The sequence below is a fragment of the Pseudomonas sp. zfem005 genome (assembly GCF_032621735.1).
GTDB classification, from domain to species: domain Bacteria; phylum Pseudomonadota; class Gammaproteobacteria; order Pseudomonadales; family Pseudomonadaceae; genus Metapseudomonas; species Metapseudomonas solani.
Map to the genome: position 1 here is coordinate 177,404 of NZ_JAVYJE010000008.1, position 16,869 is coordinate 194,272.

General features: G+C 67.3%; 16 protein-coding genes. 5 read left to right on the top strand and 11 right to left on the bottom strand.

Annotation, left to right across the window (positions count from 1 at the left end; translation table 11 throughout):
• Window positions 1-44: 44 nt before the first annotated feature.
• Both RTW82_RS18870 and RTW82_RS18875 read left to right on the top strand, forming a co-directional pair.
• On the top strand, window positions 45-311 hold the full coding sequence (locus RTW82_RS18870) for a PepSY domain-containing protein (RefSeq protein WP_316926039.1): 267 nt from the start codon (window positions 45-47) through the stop codon (window positions 309-311).
• Window positions 311-862: a cytochrome b/b6 domain-containing protein gene (locus RTW82_RS18875; protein WP_021220159.1), complete on the top strand. Its 552-nt coding sequence runs from the start codon at window positions 311-313 to the stop codon at window positions 860-862. The genes RTW82_RS18870 and RTW82_RS18875 overlap by 1 nt, the downstream gene beginning before the upstream one ends.
• Here the strand turns inward: RTW82_RS18875 and RTW82_RS18880 are convergent.
• From RTW82_RS18880 to RTW82_RS18925, 10 genes are all read right to left on the bottom strand, one after another.
• Window positions 859-2,244, bottom strand: coding sequence for a sensor histidine kinase (locus RTW82_RS18880; protein WP_021220160.1), 1,386 nt, complete (start codon window positions 2,242-2,244; stop codon window positions 859-861). The genes RTW82_RS18875 and RTW82_RS18880 overlap by 4 nt on opposite strands.
• The gene (locus RTW82_RS18885) at window positions 2,241-2,903 is read right to left on the bottom strand and encodes a response regulator (RefSeq protein WP_021220161.1); all 663 of its coding nucleotides are present in this window, start codon (window positions 2,901-2,903) and stop codon (window positions 2,241-2,243) included. The genes RTW82_RS18880 and RTW82_RS18885 overlap by 4 nt, the downstream gene beginning before the upstream one ends.
• A 17-nt stretch (window positions 2,904-2,920) precedes the next feature.
• Complete coding sequence (locus RTW82_RS18890) at window positions 2,921-3,556, bottom strand: tetratricopeptide repeat protein (protein WP_316926040.1); 636 nt, start codon at window positions 3,554-3,556, stop codon at window positions 2,921-2,923.
• A complete protein-coding gene (locus RTW82_RS18895) occupies window positions 3,553-4,359 on the bottom strand; it encodes an SDR family oxidoreductase (protein ID WP_184490055.1) in 807 nt (268 codons plus the stop codon). The genes RTW82_RS18890 and RTW82_RS18895 overlap by 4 nt, the downstream gene beginning before the upstream one ends.
• Window positions 4,346-5,017 carry a TenA family transcriptional regulator gene (locus tag RTW82_RS18900; protein ID WP_021220164.1) on the bottom strand — a complete coding sequence of 224 codons (672 nt, stop codon included), beginning with the start codon at window positions 5,015-5,017 and terminating at the stop codon, window positions 4,346-4,348. The genes RTW82_RS18895 and RTW82_RS18900 overlap by 14 nt, the downstream gene beginning before the upstream one ends.
• Window positions 5,018-5,025: 8 nt before the next feature.
• On the bottom strand, window positions 5,026-6,495 hold the full coding sequence (locus tag RTW82_RS18905) for an AMP-binding protein (protein WP_316926041.1): 1,470 nt from the start codon (window positions 6,493-6,495) through the stop codon (window positions 5,026-5,028).
• Complete coding sequence (locus tag RTW82_RS18910) at window positions 6,485-7,162, bottom strand: thermostable hemolysin (protein ID WP_184490053.1); 678 nt, start codon at window positions 7,160-7,162, stop codon at window positions 6,485-6,487. Before RTW82_RS18910 ends, RTW82_RS18905 begins: the two co-directional genes overlap by 11 nt.
• 113 nt (window positions 7,163-7,275) lie before the next feature.
• A complete protein-coding gene (locus RTW82_RS18915; RefSeq protein ID WP_316926042.1) occupies window positions 7,276-8,349 on the bottom strand; it encodes an HD domain-containing phosphohydrolase in 1,074 nt (357 codons plus the stop codon).
• Window positions 8,339-11,206, bottom strand: a complete 2,868-nt coding sequence (locus RTW82_RS18920) for an ATP-binding protein (RefSeq protein WP_316926043.1) — start codon at window positions 11,204-11,206, stop codon at window positions 8,339-8,341. The genes RTW82_RS18915 and RTW82_RS18920 overlap by 11 nt, the downstream gene beginning before the upstream one ends.
• A gap of 38 nt (window positions 11,207-11,244) precedes the next feature.
• Entirely contained in the window at window positions 11,245-12,015 is a 771-nt protein-coding gene (locus tag RTW82_RS18925) for an MCP four helix bundle domain-containing protein (RefSeq protein WP_316926044.1), read from the bottom strand.
• 685 nt (window positions 12,016-12,700) lie between these two features.
• Here RTW82_RS18925 and RTW82_RS18930 point away from each other — a divergent pair.
• On the top strand, window positions 12,701-13,237 hold the full coding sequence (locus tag RTW82_RS18930; protein ID WP_031287997.1) for a hypothetical protein: 537 nt from the start codon (window positions 12,701-12,703) through the stop codon (window positions 13,235-13,237).
• Window positions 13,238-13,422: 185 nt separating this feature from the next.
• Here RTW82_RS18930 and RTW82_RS18935 read toward each other — a convergent pair whose 3' ends face one another.
• Window positions 13,423-14,166 carry a class I SAM-dependent DNA methyltransferase gene (locus RTW82_RS18935; protein ID WP_184490050.1) on the bottom strand — a complete coding sequence of 248 codons (744 nt, stop codon included), beginning with the start codon at window positions 14,164-14,166 and terminating at the stop codon, window positions 13,423-13,425.
• A 200-nt stretch (window positions 14,167-14,366) separates the two neighbouring features.
• On the opposite strand from RTW82_RS18935, the gene RTW82_RS18940 reads away from it, so the two are divergent.
• Both RTW82_RS18940 and RTW82_RS18945 read left to right on the top strand, forming a co-directional pair.
• Window positions 14,367-15,203 (top strand): TIGR02285 family protein, encoded by an 837-nt coding sequence (locus RTW82_RS18940; protein ID WP_158480982.1) that lies wholly within the window; start codon window positions 14,367-14,369, stop codon window positions 15,201-15,203.
• Between the two features lie 28 nt (window positions 15,204-15,231).
• Window positions 15,232-16,839 carry a diguanylate cyclase domain-containing protein gene (locus RTW82_RS18945; protein WP_316926045.1) on the top strand — a complete coding sequence of 536 codons (1,608 nt, stop codon included), beginning with the start codon at window positions 15,232-15,234 and terminating at the stop codon, window positions 16,837-16,839.
• Window positions 16,840-16,869: the final 30 nt, after the last annotated feature.

Here is a 16,869-nt window from a genome sequence, read left to right on the forward strand (position 1 = left end):
TCGGCGCGCAGAGTGAGGCCTCCATACCCCAAAGGAGCTTCACCATGCGCTTCATGCTGCTTCCCGCCTTGCTGATCGCCAGCGGCGCCGCCCTCGCTTCACCGCAATGCACCACCGCCGACCGCTCCACCTGGAAGGACCCCGAGCAGTTCCAGGCGCAGTTGAAGGCGCAGGGCTATCAGATCAACAAGTTCAAGATCACCTCCGGCAACTGCTACGAGATCTACGGCCTCGACAAGGACAAGCGCAAGGTCGAGATCTACCACGACCCGGTCACCGGGCAAGCGGTGAAGAGCCGGGTGGAAGACTGATGCGCGCGGCGACCATCCGCCTCTGGGACCCGCTGGTCCGGCTGTTCCATGTCTCGGTCGCCGGCGTCTTCTTCGCCGATTACTTCTTCACCGAGGAAGGCGACCCCTGGCACGCCTGGCTGGGCTACTACGCCTGCGCCTGGCTGCTGGTGCGCGTGGCCTGGGGCTTCATTGGGCCACGTAGCGCGCGCTGGCACGACTTCTGGCCGACGCCGCGACGGCTGGCGGCGCACCTGCGGGCACTGGTCAGCGGTGCGCCCTGCCACCGCCTGGGGCATTCGCCCCTGGGGGCGCTGGTGATGGTGCTGATGATGGGCGCCATCGCGCTGCTGGGGCTCAGCGGCTACCTGATGCAGGAGGTCGATGCGCTGTGGGGCGTCGACTGGCCCCAGGACCTGCACCGCTGGAGCGCCAATGGCCTGGCGTTGCTGGTGGCGCTGCACCTGAGCGCTGCGGTGTTGGAGAGCCTGCGCCTGCGGGACAACCTGCCGCTGTCGATGATCACGGGCCGGCGCCGCCCGCTGCCGGAGGAGGAGCAGGGGCCGGGCTAGGCCGGCCCGGCGGGCCGCTGGCGCAGGGGGAACATCAGGATGGCGCGCAGACCGCCGCCGGCTGCGTTCTCCAGGCGCACGTCGCCGCCCAGGTGCTCCATGATGGTCTTGACGATGGACAGCCCGAGGCCGGCGCCGCCCTCGTGGCCATCGCTGAAGAAGCGTTCGAAGACCAGGGCCAGGCGTTCTTCGGGGATGCCCGGTCCCTGGTCCTCCACCGCCAGCTCGATGTGCTCGGCGGCGTTGCGCAGGCTGATGGTCACCACGGCGTCGGCCGGGGAGAAGTCCACGGCGTTGCTCACCAGGTTCTGCAGGGCGATGCCGATGCTCATGGCGTCGCCACGCACGGGGTAGGTGCCGGGCTGGATGTCCAGCACCGGCTCGACGTTGTGCTCCAGCACCCAGGGGGTCATTTCCACCAGGGTGTCGGTGGCGACCTTGGCCAGGTCGAGGTCATCGCCCGGGTGTTGCCCCAGGCGCGGCTCGATCCGTGCCAGGGTCAGCAACTGGTTGACCACGCGGCTCAAGCGGTCGACGCCGCCGATCAGGTAGCCCAGGGCGCGCTCGCGGTCTTCCTCGGTCCTGGCCTGCTCCACGTTCTGCGCATGCAGGCGCAGGATCGCCAGCGGGGTGCGCATCTCGTGGGCGGCGTCGGCGATGAAGCGCTGCTCGCGGCGCAGCAGGTCGCTGACCTGGCCGAGCAGCCGGTTGATGGCCGCCTGCATGGGCTCCAGCTCGCTGGGCAGCGGGGCCAGCTGCAGGGGTTCGAGGGATTTGGCATGGCGGCCGCGAATGACGTTGGCCATGTTCTGCAGCGGTTGCAGCCCCCAGCCGATGGCGAACCAGACCAGCAGCGCCAGCACCAGCCCGCCCAGCAGGAAGGGCAGCAGGGTGTGGCGCACGATGCGGTTGACCAGGTCGCCGCGCACGTCCTTGCGTTCGCCGACCCAGATCACCACCTGCTGCTCGCTCACCGGCAGCAGGAAGCCGCGCCACTGCTTGCCGTCGAGGGTGATGTCGGAGAAACCAGGGGTGCGCTGCTGGGGGCCGATGCGCGGGGCGCTGGGGGTGTTCACCAGCAGTTCACCGTCAGTGCTCCAGACCTGGAATGCTAGCTTGTTCTCGTAGGGGTGGCCGATGCCGGAGCGGCCTGCCTGGAGCAGGGCGGCGTCGAAGGCGCCGTAGAGCTTCTGGCGGTCGCCGGCGGCCAGCGGCAGGCTCATCACGCCCTGCAGCAGCCGGGCGTTCTGCGCCAGGTGGGCGTCGTAGACCTCGGCGATCTCGTGGCTGCTGTCGCGGTAGTTATAGTAGGCGAGCAGGCTGGTGCCGGCGATGAGCAGGATGAACACCCGCCACAGGGTACGTTGACGCAAGGAGGTCATAGTTTGCTTTCCACCAGGTAGCCGATGCCGCGCACGGTGCGGATCAGCTCGCCGAAGAGCTTCTTGCGCAGGTGGTAGATGTGCACTTCGAGGGTGTTGCTTTCCGCTTCCTCGTCCCAGCCGTAGAGCAGCTGGGTCAGGCGCTCGCGGCTGAAGACCTTGCCCGGCTGGGCCAGGAGTTCGTGCAGCAGCATGTACTCCTTGGGCGTCAGCGAGACGGGCCGGCCCTGGTAGTGAACCTGCTGCGAGACCGGGTCGAGGCTGACGCCGCCGTGTTCCACCAGCACCTGCGCGCGGCCGCTGCTGCGTCGCAGCAGGGCACGCAGGCGGGCCTTAAGCTCGTTGAGGTCGAAGGGCTTGATCAGGTAGTCGTCGGCGCCGGCATCGAGGCCGGCGATGCGGTCCTCCATGCCGTCGCGGGCGGTGAGGATCAGCACCGGCAGCGCCGACCCCGAGCCGCGCAGGCGCTTGAGGACGTTGAGGCCGTCCAGGCGTGGCAGGCCGAGGTCGAGGATCACCAGGTCGAAACTCTCCTGGGTCAGGGCGTGCAGTGCGCTGGCGCCATCCTGCAGCCAGTCGATGGTGTAGCCCTCTTCGCGAAGGCCGGTGCGCAGGCCTTCGCCCAGCGCGCTATCGTCTTCAACCAGCAACAGACGCATGCTTGGTCCTAGTTGTCCTAGTTGTCCTTGAGGTTCTTGAGTAAAGCATTGATCTCATCCCGTCGCCCCTGGTCAGCCAGCTCGCGCCCGGGGCGCGGGGGGGCCAGCAGGGCCTGTTCCAGGGCCTGGCGGGCTTCTGTCGGGCGGTCCTGGCGGTACAGATGATCACCCCAGAAGTACAGGCTGTCGATGCCGTGCGGGTTGATGCGCAGGGCTTCCTGCAGCAGCGCCTCGGCTTTCTTCGCGTCGCCGAAACCGATGGGCCAGCCGGGCACTCGGTCATAGAGCGCCGCCAGGCTGGTGTAGGCCGAGCCCTGCAGGGCTTGCGGGTCCAGCGCCAGGGCCTTTTCCAGGCTGGCGCGTGCCTCCTTGACCTTGCCCAGTGCGCCCAGGCCGCCCTCGGCCCCGGCCCAGCTGCTGGTGACGATACCGTTCCAGATCCAGGCTTCCGCCGCCGTCGGTTGCTGGCGGGCGAATACCTCGCTGTCGGCCGCCAGCTTGGCGAAGGCCGTCTCGCGTTCGGCCTCGGGCGTGCGGTACTGGATCTGCGCCCAGCGGGTCTGGATGTCGGCCAGGCGTTGCTGCCCGGCGTCGTCCAGGGACCAGGCCAGGGGCGAGGCGATGAGCAGTGCGATGAGCAGGAGTCGTTTCATTTGCTGGTTTCCCCGGTGGTTGCGCGACTGTGCTGGCGGATGACCGGCAGCTGCTTGCGCAGCGCCCGGTCCACCAGCCCCGGTAGCAGGTGGTTGAGGCGCACGAAGAGCTTTTCCGGCCAGCCCAGGTAGAGCTCGCGGAGGTTGCGTTCGATCGCTTCGAGCACGGCGATGGCGACGTCCTCGGGGGCGTCGGTGCCCACTTTCAACGCGTCGTTCAGCGCGGTGGCGGCGGCGCCGTTCATGGCTGTGCGGGTGGCCCGCGGCGCCACATAGAGGACGTCCACCGAGGTGTCCGCCAGCTCCCGCCGCAGCGCCTCGGAGAAGCCGCGCAGGGCGAACTTGCTGGCGCAGTAGGTGGCGTAGCCGGGGTAGCCGATGGAGCCGTAGGTGGAGCCGATGTTGGTGATCAGCGCGTGCTCCTGCCGGCGCAGCAGGGGCAGCAGCAGGCGGGTGAGCTGCAGGGTGGCCTTGAGGTTGAGGTCGAGCAGCTCGTCCAGGCGCGCGTCGTCGATCTGCTCGAACAGGGCGAAGTGGTTCACCCCGGCGGCGTTGACCAGCAGGTTGACGCCGCCCAGCTGCCAGGCCGAGGTCAGCACCTGGTGGCGGTCGGCGCTCTGGGTGAGGTCGGCCTGCAGCCAGCGCAGCTGGTGCGGGTACTGCTGGCGCAGGGGCGCCAGGCTGCCCTCGTGGCGGCTCACCGCCAGGACCTGGGCGCCGGCCTCGCAGAGTTGCCGGGCCAGTTGCAGGCCGATGCCGCCGCTGGCGCCGGTGAGCACCGCACGGCAATCAGACAGTCGCATGGCGCACCTCTGCACGGGGCAGGCCGCGGAACATGTCGGCATAGAGGCCGTAGACCACCTGCGAGGTGTGGATCACCGCGGCCTGGTCTTCGGGCTGGTCGAGGCGGTCCATCAGTTTGCGGTAGGTGGCCATGTGGTCCTGGTCCAGCTCGCCGTGGGAGCTGAGGTAGCTGAAGGCCGTCGGTGGCAGGCCGAGGGAGCTGCGGATGCTGCCGGCGGCGTGGGTGGCCAGGGCGATGCTGGTGCCCTCCAGCACGTTGACCATGCCGAACAGCCCCACCGGGTTGTGCCGGGCGATGGTGTCGTAGAGGAAGGCCACCATCAGCTCGATGGACAACGATGGCCGGCTGTCGCGCACGCGCTCGGGGTCGCCGCCGCAGGCCGCGATGTCGTTGAGGATCCACTGCTCGTGGCCGTACTCCTCGTCGATGTATTCGCACACGGCCTTGCGCAGCCACTCCAGGCGGCTGGGCAGGCGCGCGCCGCAGGCCATCATCAGCGGCGCGGTGTGGCGTACGTGGTGGTAGGCCTGGGTGAGGAAGGCGATGTAGCCCTCCAGGCTGACGGTGCCGCCCAGTGCGTCGCGGATCACCGGTACGGCGAACAGCGCCTGGCGTTCGGTGTGGGTGGCGCTTTGCAGGGTGTCGAAGAAGGACATGGGAAACCTCAGGCGTTGGCGAGTTGGTTAAAGGTGGTCTGGTAATGGAGGAAGATCGCCTCGCGGCGCGGCCGGCCGTTGCCGGTGAGCATGCCGTTGGCGGTGGAGAAGGGCTCGGGCAGGCGCGCCCAGCGGTGCACCCGGGCGTAGTCCGGCAGCCCCTGGTTGCAGCGCTGCACGGCGGCTTCCAGCTCGGCGGTGGTGGTCTCGACGGCCAGCGGCCAGAGCAGCGCCAGGTTGTGGCTCAGGCCCTCGCCATGGACGAAGGCCTGGAGGATGGTGCCGTCCTGGGTCAGCTCGGCCTCCACCCATTCCGGGTTGACGTTGCGGCCGAAGCTGGTGATGAACTGGTTCTTCTTGCGCCCGAGGATGCGCAGGTAGCCGTCCGCATCGAAGTGGCCGAGATCACCGGTGGGCCACCAGGGCGAGGCGGGCGGCGGCTCGCCCAGGTAGCCGAGCAGGATGGCGCCGCGCACCAGCACCTCGCCGTCTTCGGCCAGGCGCACCTCGACGTGGGGCAGGGGCCGGCCCACCGTGCCGGGGCGGCTGTGCCCGGGCAGGTTGAGGCACACCACCGAGGCGCATTCGGAGAGCCCGTACCCCTCGTACACCGGCAGGCCGATGGCCTGGGCGCGAGCCAGCAAGGCCTCCGAAACCCGCGCGCCGCCGACGGCGACGAAGCGCAGCTCGCCGACCTGCATCAGGCCGCGCTCGATGGCGGTGACCAGGGCCAGCAGCAGTTGCGGCACCAGGATCAGGCTCTGCGCGCCGCTGAGCATGATGCAGCCCAGCAGGCGCTTGAGGTCGATGCCGCTGGCGCCGTTGAGGCCGAGCTGGGCCAGGGGCAGCAGGGTGACCTGGGCGCCGGCGATCAGCGCGGCGTAGGTACCGAGGTTCTCCAGCAGTACGCCCAGGGGCAGCACCGCCAGATACTGGCGCGGCGCGGTGGGGCGGCTGGCGGCTTCCAGGGCCTGGGCGACCTCGAGCATGGCGGCGGCGGACAGGCACACGCCCTTGGGGGTACCGGTGCTGCCGGAGGTGTAGGTGATGCGCGCGGTGCCTTCCGGCAGGGCGGCGGCGTGGCTCGCCGGGCGCTGCCAGAGGCCGTCCGTGTATTGGTAACCGGCGGCGGTCAGTTCCTCGCCGTGGGCGTCGTCGTCCGCCAGCACCAGGGTCGCCTGGCTTTGCTGCAGGCAATGGGCCCGCTGGGCGGGGCTGAAGAAGGGCGGCAGTACGATGCACGGGCGCTGGCTGAACAATGCCGCCAGGTCCCAGAACAGTGCGTCCGGCCCGTTGTCCAGGAGCAGCACCAATGGCCCCGCCGGCAGCTCGCCCAGGCGGGCCTCGCGCTGCGCGACCTCGGCCAGCAGCTGTGCATAGCTGAAGCGCTGCTGGGCGCCCCTGACGGCCGGGCGCCGGGCGTCGCTATCAGCGTGCCGTTGCAGGATTTCACGGAACCCCTTCAGGTCAGGCCGCATTGCCGTTCTCCCCGTGCAAGGAGGGGAGCCCCAGGCGGTGGAACACGCCGTGGCGCTCCAGCTTGTGGTAGCCGTTGCCGATGTCGCCGGCGAATACCTGCGGGCGTTGTGCGTAGTAGGTGCCCCAGTTGCTGTCTGGGTCGGCCAGGCGCTCGGCTTCAGCCCGGCCCAGGGAGATCGGCTCCAGGCCGAGGCGGTGGAAGCTGTTAACCAGGCTGGCGGTGCCGGTGAAGGCGACCCAGCGCAGCCCCCGGGTGGCCAGGAGCCAGGTCACGGCGATGATCAGCAGGCGGGCGCCGCCGGCGGACAGCGACGACAGATTGCCGACCTCCACCAGGGCCGCGCGGGTGACGGCGGCTCCGGCCAGGCGGCTCACCGCCGCTTCCATGGGCTCGTCCAGGTACTGTTCGAGGAACAGCGGCCCGGTGTCGGCCAGGCGGAGGCCGACGGCGGCGTCCAGGTCGCCGTGGCGGTCATGGAGCCCGAGCATCTCCGGCAGGAAGTGCTGGACGTCGGCGTCGTGGGCCGCTTTGAAGCTGCGCTGGACGAAACCTTCCAGTGCCTCGCGGCCCGGGTCCCCTGGGCGTTGCAGGGCCAGGTAGGCGTGGCGTTGGCCCAGGCTGCCAAAGTGAAGTGGGAACAGCGTTTCCCATTGCGACTGGATCATGTCTTGCCCCCATCGTTGGTTCGAGTGGGGGCAGTATCCGCAGCGAATCTGAATGGAGTCTGAAGCCGGCCCAAACGTTCTGGGGGTTGCCTTCAGCCGTTATGCGCAGCCGCTCAAACGATGTGGGCGTGCAGGGCTTCGCGGTCTTCCAGCAGGGCTTCGATGTCGGCGAAGCGGGTCTGTAGCGCCTCGACCAGTTGCGGGTCGAAGTGCCGCCCCGATTGCTCGAGGATGTGCGCCCGGGCGCGTTCGGGGCTCCAGGCGCGCTTGTAGGGCCGGTCCATTCGCAGGGCGTCGTAGACGTCGCAAAGCGCGACGATGCGGGCGGCGAGGGGGATGGCGTCGCCGGCCAGGCCCCGGGGGTAGCCGCTGCCGTCCCATTTCTCGTGGTGGCAGTAGGCGATCTCCGCGGCCATGTCGATGAGCTCGGTGCCGCCTTCCTCATGCAGGATCGAATAGCCGATGCGCGGATGCTCCATCATGGCGGTGCGCTCCTCCAGCGTCAGCGGCCCCTCCTTGAGCAGGATGCTGTCGGCGATGCCGATCTTGCCCAGGTCGTGCATCGGGGCAGCCAGGCGCAGCGTCTCGCACCAGCTTTCGGGCATGCCGATGGTGGCGGCCAGCAGGGCGGCGGATTCGCCGATGCGCAGGATGTGGTCGCCGGTGTCGTTGTCGCGGTAGCAGGCCGCGCGGCTCAGCGCGCGGATGCCGGCGCGGTAGCTTTCCTTCAACTGCGCGGTGCGGGTGCGCACCTTGGCTTCGAGGTCCTGATTCATGTTCTCCAGGTGCTCGGTGGCGTAGGCGAGCTGCAGGCAGTTGCGGATGCGCAGCAGCAGCTCGGGCAGGTCCACCGGTTTGGTCAGGTAGTCGTTGGCGCCCAGTTCGAAGCCGCGGCGCCGGCTCTCCGGGTCGCCGAGCGCGGTGAGGATGATGACGGGCCGGCGCGAGCGGTTCCTGTCGCCGAGGCGCCGGAGGATCTCGAAGCCGTCCGGGGCGGGCATGTCCAGGTCGAGTATCAGCAGGTCCCAGGGGTTGTGGATCAGCCATTCCAGGCCTTCGGCCGAGTCGCTGAAGCCCTGGACGTGATGCAGCCCGAAGGCCCGGGTACTGGATTCCAGTAGGCGCATGTTGGCGGTGATGTCGTCGATGATGACGATGCGGGTTTCCTTGGGGATGCTAGTGAACATGAGGCTCCTCCTTGACCAGCAGCGAACTCGCCAGTTCGCGCAGCTCCTCGACGTCTATCGGTTTCAACAGCACGGCTCTGAAAGCATAGAAGCTCAACCACGAAGGGTCGGGTTTTGCGGTGAGCATGACGACGGGCACATCGGCCCCGCCTTCGATGCCGTTGAGCTGGCTGATCGCGGAGGCACCATCCACGCCGAGGTCCACGAGGAGCATGTCCGGCAGGCCTTGCTGCAGCGCCTCGGCCAGTTGCCCGCCGTGGTCCAGCGAGGCGACGTCGGCGACGCCGGCCAGGGCCCTGGCGACCCTCCGTCGGCTGGGCTCGTCGTCATCCAGGTGGATGACCCTCGGTCGCCCCGAGCGCTCCACGCGGCCGACGCTGGAGGGCGTATTCGCGAGGGGCAGCTCGATCCAGAAGCGGCTGCCCACGCCGAGTTCGCTGTGCAGGCCCATGCGACCCTGCATCAGTTCCGCGAGCTCGCGGCACAGCGAGAGGCCGATGCCCGTTCCCTTGATCGCGGTGTTTTCCTTGCCCAGGCGCTGGAAGGGTTCGAACAGCTCCCCCTGCAGGGCCGGATCGACCCCCTCGCCGCCGTCCTCCACATAGATGCGCAGGTGCTCATCGCAAGGCTCGACGCCCAGCAGCAGGCGCCCGCCGGGGCGGTTGTACTTGATGGCGTTCGACAGCAGGTTGATCAGCACCTGGCGCAGGCGCCTGCTGTCCGCCATCACGTGCGTGGGGGCCTCGGGCAGCCGCACCTGCAGCTCCAGGCCGACGGTCTCGGCCTGCCCGCGCACCATCTCCGCGCACTCGTGCATCATCCGCCCGGCATTCACCGGGCGCAGGGTCAGCTTGGGAGCCTCGGCCTGGAGGCTGGACCAGTCGAGCAGGTCGTCCACCAGTTGGGAGAGATGACCGCTGGCCAGGAGTATCTCGTCCAGCGACTGGGTGTCTGCGCCCGTCTGGGTCGCCTGCATGTGCATCAACTGGGCGAAGCCGTGGATGGCGTTCAGCGGTGTGCGCAGCTCGTGGCTGATGCTGGAGATGAAACGCGACTTGGCCTGGCTGGCCGCCTGGGCCTCGCGGGTGCGCTGGAGCAGGTCTTCCTCCACCTGCTTGAGCTTTTCGATGTCGACGAAGGTGCCGGCCACCAACGTGTGGGTGGCCTCGCCTTCGAGTTCGAGCTTGCGCCCGCGGCACAGCATCCACACCTCCGAGCCGTCGGGGGCGAGGAAGCGCAGCTCCAGGTCGATGCGGCTGATGACGCCCAGGCGCAGGGCGTTCAGGGCCGAGTCCAGGCGCGGCGCATCATCGGGGTGGATGTGGGGGGGCAGCCGGTGGCGCAGGAGTTCGCAACCGGGCAGGTTGAAGCGCGCAACGAACTCTCCCCGGAGGTGCAGGCGGTCCTGTTCCAGGTCGTACTCCCAGAGCCCGGCGGTGACGCTTTCGGCGACCAGCTCCAGGCGTTGCTGCGCGGCGTTGCGCTGGTTTTCGCTGATGCCCAGCTGTTGCCCCATCACCAGCACCGATTCGGCCATCCGGTCCAGCTCGAGAATGGGGGATTCGGCGCGTCTCGGCTGCCACTGGCCGAGGCCGATCTGCCGCAGCATGTCGGCGATGCCATCGATGGCGTCACGCAGCCGGTGGCTCAGGTGGCGGGCGCGCAGCCACATGTAGGTGAAGAAGCACAGGTAGAAGCCGACCAGCCCGGCGATCAGCAGGTAGCCGATATGTCGGTAGTGCCCGGCGAGGTTGTTGGTGGCGGCCATCACCTCGCTTCTGTCCGCCAGGGCCACCAGGCGCCACCCCGAGGGCTGGATCTCGTTCCAGGCCACCAGGTGTGTGCGCCCCTTCAGGTCGATCTCGGCGCGGCCGTTCGGCGCCTTGGCCAGCGTCTTGGCCAGGTCGGCCGTATCCGGGCGCATGCCCAGGTTGAAGTCGGCCGGCTTGAAGCGCTCGCTTTTCACGGCTTCCTGTGGGACGTGGCCGGTCAGCTCCTGCAGGTCGAAGTCGTGCTCGGCGGCGTGGGGGAGGGCCAGGATGTTCATGTCCGGGCCCACCAGGACCAGGTAGCCGCCCCAGCCGATGTGGAGCCGGGATATCTCCTCGAGGATGCCGCCCACCGTGACGTCCATGCCCACCACGCCTTCGAGGAAGTCGCCGCGGTACACAGGGGAGATGGAGGAGGTCATCCAGCCCTGGCCGGCCGGGTCGAGGTAGACGTCGGTCCAGCGTTGCAGGCGCCCCGGGTTATGCGCCGCATCCGCCAGGTAATAGAAGCTGTACTCGGGGATGCGCATGTCGTGGGGATACTGCTTCTGCGTCTCGAACCAGGGGAAGATGCGGTTGTAGTTGTCCCAGCTGTTGAAGTAGAGGCTGGCCACCAGGGGCTGGTGGTTCTTCATCTCCTCCATGAGCGAATCGAGCGACGCCAGGCTGCCGACCTTGCCCAGGTCCTGCTTCTCCAGGGGCGTGGCGGCGGAGTAGAAGGAGGCCGCGCCGCCGAGGTTGCGCGGGCTGTAGCGCGCGCCATCGGCAGTGGTGGCGAAGCGCTCCGGCGGCGTGTGGGCGGGGTTGGCCAGGGCCTGCTCGACTATGTGGGCGAAGAGGTCGGTGTTGGCGGCGATGTGGCCCAGGTGGTCCTGGATGCTCTGGGCGTTCTGGTCCGCCGTGGCGCTGAGGCTGTCCATCGCGTTCTGCTCCAGGTACTGCACCTGGGCGTCGCGGATGGCCTGGTTGCTGAGCAGGTAGCAGGCGATCAGCACGGTCTCCACCAGCACCAGGGGCAACAGCGCGCTCTGCACGTAGGCCCGCCAGAGCCATCGGCGCAGCCCGATCTTGTTGTGGGGTTCCGACATATCCGTATCCTCTTGCATCGCCTTGCGGCTGTCCTTGTCTAGAGCCGGAACGAGGCGACCACGGCATTGAGCTCCACCGCCAGGCGCGACAGGTCACGGATGTTCACCAGGCTGCGGTCGACTTCCCGGGCGACGGCCGCCTGCTGTTCCGCCGCACTGGCGACCTGCACGGCCCGGGACAGGGGGCGGACGATGCTGCGGGGCAGCACCAGCGCCATCAGCACCGCGCCGGCGAGAGTGAAGCCCACCAGCAGATTGGCCCGCTGGTAAGCGGATGAACTGGCCGGTGCCGCATTTTTGGCGCCGTCCTCATTCAACTTCGTCAGCGCGGCCAAGTCCGTGTTCATTAAGTGGCCTTGTTCATTCAACTTCTGGTTGACGAGTTGTTCGGCGTCGGCAAGTTGGTTGGCGGACAGGTGCTCGATAATCGGGTTTTGAAGGCTGAGGTAGTTTCTCAGGTCCGCGTCGAACCTGTTGTGCAGGGGCTGCTCTTCGGGGCTGGATATATAACCTCGATAGGTGTCGCCGGCGCGTGCAAGTTCGGCCTTTTCATTGTCCAGTTTTGTCGCCGTAGTGGTGTCGAAGGACGCCAGCGCCCGAAGTGTCGAAGCGCGTATCTGCCAAGTGGCCTGGTCGAGGTGGCTGATGGCGATGATGCTGGGAAGCCAGTTTCCCTCGACCTCCCCTGAACTGCCGTGCATGCCCTGCATCTGCCGCAGCGACCCAGCGCCCACGGCCACCAGCAGCATTACCAGAGCGGCGAAACCCACGTTGATGCGGGTGGCGACACGCAGATTGCGGATGGACATGACGACTCTCCCGGTCCTGACTGCCACTGATTGGCGTTACGATCTTGCATGCCTGCCGGGTGCTAACTGAAGTGTGGGCCTGGCCCCGTTTTAATGCCGTGAACGGCCCGTCGCATTTATTCGTGCAGGGGCGAATCTGTATCAAATAAGTCCATTTTCTCAGTTGGATGTCGGCAGTGATATCAATATGCCTGTGCTGTTTATAGTCAGGCGCAGTGGGCGAGTCTTCAGCGAAGCGACGAGTGGTATTCGCCTTTGGTGGAAGTTTGTTTAAAGGGTTTTTAATTCATCGGAAGTTGTGGTGAAAGTGTAGGGTTGATGTGAAATAAGTGTGAAAATAACGAGATTAAAGGGTGCTTGGTTATTGCCGATCGAAGTAACCATATTGAGGGATTATTGACCTAACACCTTGCCTCGACCTGTCGGGGCGACTTCAGTCGCCAAGCAGGCCGCAGGGCTGCCCTGACAGGGTGCCCCTGGTGGCATCGCTTGGTGGATGAGAAGAGCGCCATCCACCCTACCCATCGCTCAGCACGTGGTTGAGGGCAGCGTCGTAGGTTGGTGTCGAGCGCAGCGAGGCCCAACGTCAAAAGCGCTGCATGCTCGGCTGTTTTCGGACGGCGCCTATGCTAAAAAGCTGCCCAGGAATCCGCGGCCGTACGGCGCAGACAAAGGAGCAACGAGCATGGGCAACAGTTCAAGGATTGGCGTGGCATTGGCGCTGCTGCTGGGCGCGACCACGGTGTGGGCCGAAGAGCCGGCGGAAGACGCCAGCACCCTGAAGGAGTCGGCCAAGGCTGCCGTTTCCACCGCCATCTCCGCCGGCAAGAACCTGCTGGGTGGCGCCTCTCAGGGCATCACCGAAGGCCGCGAATCCGCCCAGGGCGCGGACGGTGCCATCGTCATCTCCCAGCTCGACCAGTTGGAAGGCAAGGTCGAGGTCAAGCTGCTCAAGGTCGATACCACCGACGAGAACTTCGGCGCCTTGCTGGGCTTCAAGAACCTCACCGAAAAGCCCGTGCGCCTGATCAACCTGCTGCACAACGGCGCTTTGCTGGCTATCGATCAGGATGACTACTCCAGCAATCTGGTGCCCATGGAAAACCCCGAGGAAGTCACCGTGCCGCCGAAAACCGGCGTACGGCAGCGGTTCGTGTTCCAGGGCCCGGTGGAAGGGCCCAAGGCCGTGCGCCTGTGGGGCCGCGAGTACAGCGTGAAGTAAGCCGCTGCGCATGAATGCCTGCCTCTGCTGGAGGCGGGCGTTGGTGTACAGGAATAGTCACTGCAGCCGCGCCTTCCTCAGTCTTGAGCCCGGCGCGACGGGCAATCTACGGTCCATTTCCCCCGCCGGTATTGCTCGACCAGACCGCCTGGGCCTCAGGCCTGCTTCCGTAGCGGCGGTGACGCTCAGCGCTTCACGCAGACGAACAGGGCATTGCCGGAGGTGCCAGCCCAGGGGGTGATCCGCTCGTAGTCGTGCTCGAACACCTGCACCTCGAAGTGCGGCTGCAACAACTGCTGCAGCTCGGCGAAGGTCAGGGCGACCATGGGGTGTTCGTCCTGCCAGCTCTGGGTGATGCCGGCGGTGGTTTTCTCGATGCTCAGGCGCAGTGCCTGGCGCTCGCCTTCGCCGCTGTAGTACCAGCCGGAGCCGAAGCTGAACTGGCTACCGTCGTGCTCCGCGCTGTGGCGCACGAAGGAGCGGTTGTCGATCTGCCCCTTGTCCACCGTGTTGAAGCAGAACACGCCGCCCTCCGCCAGCGCGGCGTGGATGCTGGCCAGGCAGGCGCGCAGCTGCTCCAGCCCGGGGTTGTAGTGGATGGAGTAGAGGAAGCAGGTGATCAGGTCCTGGGGCTCGTCGACGCGGAAGCTGGCCATGTCCTGGCAGCTGAACTGCGCGTCCGGGCAGCGCTGCTGGGCGAGGTCGAGCATGGGCTGGTTGATGTCCAGGCCGGCGCTGCGATATCCGAAATCGAGGAAGTGGCGCACATGCGGGCCGGTGCCGCAGGCCAGGTCCAGGTGCCGACGCCCCGGGGTGCCGAACAGTTGGTGCAGGCGGCGCACGCAGTGGCTTTGCGCCTGGTAGTCGATGTCGGCGCACATCAGGTCGTAGTAGGAGGACAGGTCGGTGTACAGCGCGTTGGAGGACATAATCGGCCAGGGCGTGGGATTTTCGGCGCGGCATGTTAACCCAGCTGCGGCCAGGGCCTGGCGAAAACCGGACGCGCCGCAGCGTCAGGCGCCAAGGCTTTGGGGCCTTGGTTCGCGCAAGCCGCTTCGCTTTGCTTTACTGGAACAACACCTCCTTGGAGAGGGTTGTGGTCGTGCTGGCTCGAATCCTGGGTTGCTGCTTGTTGTTCGCCGTAAGCGCCGCCAATGCCGATGGGGAGCGCCTGCGCTGGTTGATCAACGATTTCCCTCCCTTTACCGAGGTGGGGCCGCAGATGCCCGGCCCGGGCATCGCCGCCGACATGCTGCGCTACCTGCAGCAACACATGCCGCAGTACCACCATGAATTCGAGGAAGCCAGCTTCGCGCGTGCCTATGCGCTGATGGAGCGTGGCGAGCCGGTGTGCCACTCCACCACGCTCAAGTTGCCCGGGCGCGAGAAGGCCATGCTGTTTAGCCGTCCGGTGTTCTTCCTGTCGGCCCAGAAAGTGCTGGTCCGCGAGGACCGCATCCCCCAGGTGGCCCCTTACGTCGATGGCGCGGGGCGGGTGGATGTGCGCCGGTTGCTCGCCGATACCCAGCTGGTTACCGCCGTCAGCGAGCGGCGTGGGTATTCCCCGAAGATCAACGCCGCGCTGCGCGAGGTGGGCTACCCGCCGCAGCTGCTCAAGGCCGGCGTCAACTTCGGGGCGCCGCTGCAGCAGTTGGCGGCTGGCTGGATCGACTACCTGTTCGCCTACCCGCTGGAGGTGGGCTGGTACCAGCGGCAGCACCCGGAAATGGCCGGTACCGCGCTGCGGCAGCTGGCGGTGGCGGGTGACCCGCCCTACACGCTTGGCTACATCGCCTGCGTGCGCAGCGAGTGGGGCGAGCGGGTGATCCGCGACATCGATGCGCAGCTGGTCAAGGCCGGGCCACGCCCCCCCTGGATAGACATGTTGATCGACTATCTCCCCCTAGAAGAGCGCCAGAGTTATGAGCAAGCTCTCGTTGAACACAAGCCTTTCGCGCAACCCTGAAACACCGGTTCGCCCCCTGGCGAGGCGGATGCTGGCCTGGGTGCTGCTGATCAGTGCAATCAACGCGGTACTGGCGACGTCCGTGCAGCTGTATCTCGACTATCGACGTGACCTGGCGGACCTCGAAGAGCACCTGAATTTCGTCCGCGACAGCCATCTGCAAGGGCTCGCGGCGGCCGCCTGGAACTTCGACCGCCCTCTGGTGGAGGCGCAGCTCAAGGGGCTGGTGGGCTCGCCCTGGGTGGCTGCCGCAGAGCTGCGCTACGGGCGCACCGATGAGCAGCGCCTGGCCATTGGCGAAAGCCTCGACGGCAAGGAGGGCGTGAAGGCGTTCCCCCTGGAGTACGACCTGGGCCCACGCACAGTGGTAGTCGGCCAACTACGGGTGCTGCCCAACCTGGCCCTGGTCTACCAGCGGACCCTGGATCGCGGGCTGATCGTCGTCCTCACCCAGGGGGTGAAGGCGTTCGTGTTCTCCATCGCATTGCTGTGGCTGTTCCACTGGCTGGTGACGCGCCGGCTGACCCGCCTCAGCAGCTTGTTGAGTGGCTTCAGCCCAGGGGCGGCGGGCCTGCTGCCGCTGGTGACGGAGGAAGACCGGCGCGCGAACGACGAGCTCAGCGTGCTGGCCGGCACCCTGGAGGATGCGCAGACGCGGCTGGATGCGTACCAGCGCCAGGAAATCGCCCTGCGTGAGGCCTTGGAAGACGAGGTGGCGCGCCGCACCCTGCACCTGGACCAGGCGCTGCTGGAGCAGCAGGCGATCTTCGACAACTCCCTCACCGGTATCGCCTTCATCCGCCAGCGCGTGATCCTGCGTTGCAACGCCAGCTTCGAGCAGATGTTCCGCTACGGCCCCCGTGAGCTGACGGGCAAGTCGACGCGGGTGATCTTCACCAGCGACAAGGCCTTCGAGCAGGAGGCGTCCTTCTTCATGCCGGTGCTGCTGCGCGGCGGCACCTACGTCGGCGATTGCGAGCTGCTGCGCAAGGATGGGCGCACCCGCTGGTTCACCCTGCAGTTCAAGCTGCTGGATGTGGACGATCCCGAGCAGGGCGCGGTGCTGACGCTGCACGACATCACGGTGCGGCGTGACGCCGAGCAGGCCCTGGAGCGGCTGGCCCGGCTCGACGGCCTGACCGGCATCGCCAATCGGCGCACCCTCGACGAAGCGCTGCGGGTGGCCTGCCGCAAGGCCAGCAGGGACAGGAGCCCCTTGAGCGTCGCGTTGCTGGATGTCGACTTCTTCAAGCCGTTCAACGACCACTACGGGCATGCGGCCGGCGACACGGCCTTGTGCTCGGTGGCGGATGTGCTGCAGAGCGCCATGCGCCGCCCCTATGACCTGGCGGCGCGTTATGGCGGCGAGGAGTTCGCGATCCTGCTGCCGGCCTGCGAAGACCCCGCGCCCCTGCTGGAGCAGTTGCGCCAGGCGGTGGTGGCCCTGGCCATTCCCCACGGCCACTCCCAGGCCGGCACGGTGGTTTCGGTGAGCATCGGTGCGGTCAGCGTCAGTGGCACCGACCGCTGCGAACCGGGGGACCTGCTTGCGACGGCCGACGCCATGCTCTACAGGGCCAAGGAGGAGGGGCGCAACCGGGTGGTCTGCCAGCTTATGCCGGCAGAGGTGGCGTAGAGAGGCGCAGCGATACGGGACCATTGCGCG

Excerpts from the sequence above, each read along its gene's own strand:
- RTW82_RS18870 (WP_316926039.1), top strand. The coding sequence starts at position 45 with ATGCGCTTCATGCTGCTTCCCGCCTTGCTGATCGCCAGCGGCGCCGCC.
- RTW82_RS18875 (WP_021220159.1), top strand. The coding sequence starts at position 311 with ATGCGCGCGGCGACCATCCGCCTCTGGGACCCGCTGGTCCGGCTGTTC.
- RTW82_RS18880 (WP_021220160.1), bottom strand. The coding sequence starts at position 2,244 with ATGACCTCCTTGCGTCAACGTACCCTGTGGCGGGTGTTCATCCTGCTC.
- RTW82_RS18885 (WP_021220161.1), bottom strand. The coding sequence starts at position 2,903 with ATGCGTCTGTTGCTGGTTGAAGACGATAGCGCGCTGGGCGAAGGCCTG.
- RTW82_RS18890 (WP_316926040.1), bottom strand. The coding sequence starts at position 3,556 with ATGAAACGACTCCTGCTCATCGCACTGCTCATCGCCTCGCCCCTGGCC.
- RTW82_RS18895 (WP_184490055.1), bottom strand. The coding sequence starts at position 4,359 with ATGCGACTGTCTGATTGCCGTGCGGTGCTCACCGGCGCCAGCGGCGGC.
- RTW82_RS18900 (WP_021220164.1), bottom strand. The coding sequence starts at position 5,017 with ATGTCCTTCTTCGACACCCTGCAAAGCGCCACCCACACCGAACGCCAG.
- RTW82_RS18905 (WP_316926041.1), bottom strand. The coding sequence starts at position 6,495 with ATGCGGCCTGACCTGAAGGGGTTCCGTGAAATCCTGCAACGGCACGCT.
- RTW82_RS18910 (WP_184490053.1), bottom strand. The coding sequence starts at position 7,162 with ATGATCCAGTCGCAATGGGAAACGCTGTTCCCACTTCACTTTGGCAGC.
- RTW82_RS18915 (WP_316926042.1), bottom strand. The coding sequence starts at position 8,349 with ATGTTCACTAGCATCCCCAAGGAAACCCGCATCGTCATCATCGACGAC.
- RTW82_RS18920 (WP_316926043.1), bottom strand. The coding sequence starts at position 11,206 with ATGTCGGAACCCCACAACAAGATCGGGCTGCGCCGATGGCTCTGGCGG.
- RTW82_RS18925 (WP_316926044.1), bottom strand. The coding sequence starts at position 12,015 with ATGTCCATCCGCAATCTGCGTGTCGCCACCCGCATCAACGTGGGTTTC.
- RTW82_RS18930 (WP_031287997.1), top strand. The coding sequence starts at position 12,701 with ATGGGCAACAGTTCAAGGATTGGCGTGGCATTGGCGCTGCTGCTGGGC.
- RTW82_RS18935 (WP_184490050.1), bottom strand. The coding sequence starts at position 14,166 with ATGTCCTCCAACGCGCTGTACACCGACCTGTCCTCCTACTACGACCTG.
- RTW82_RS18945 (WP_316926045.1), top strand. The coding sequence starts at position 15,232 with ATGCTGGCCTGGGTGCTGCTGATCAGTGCAATCAACGCGGTACTGGCG.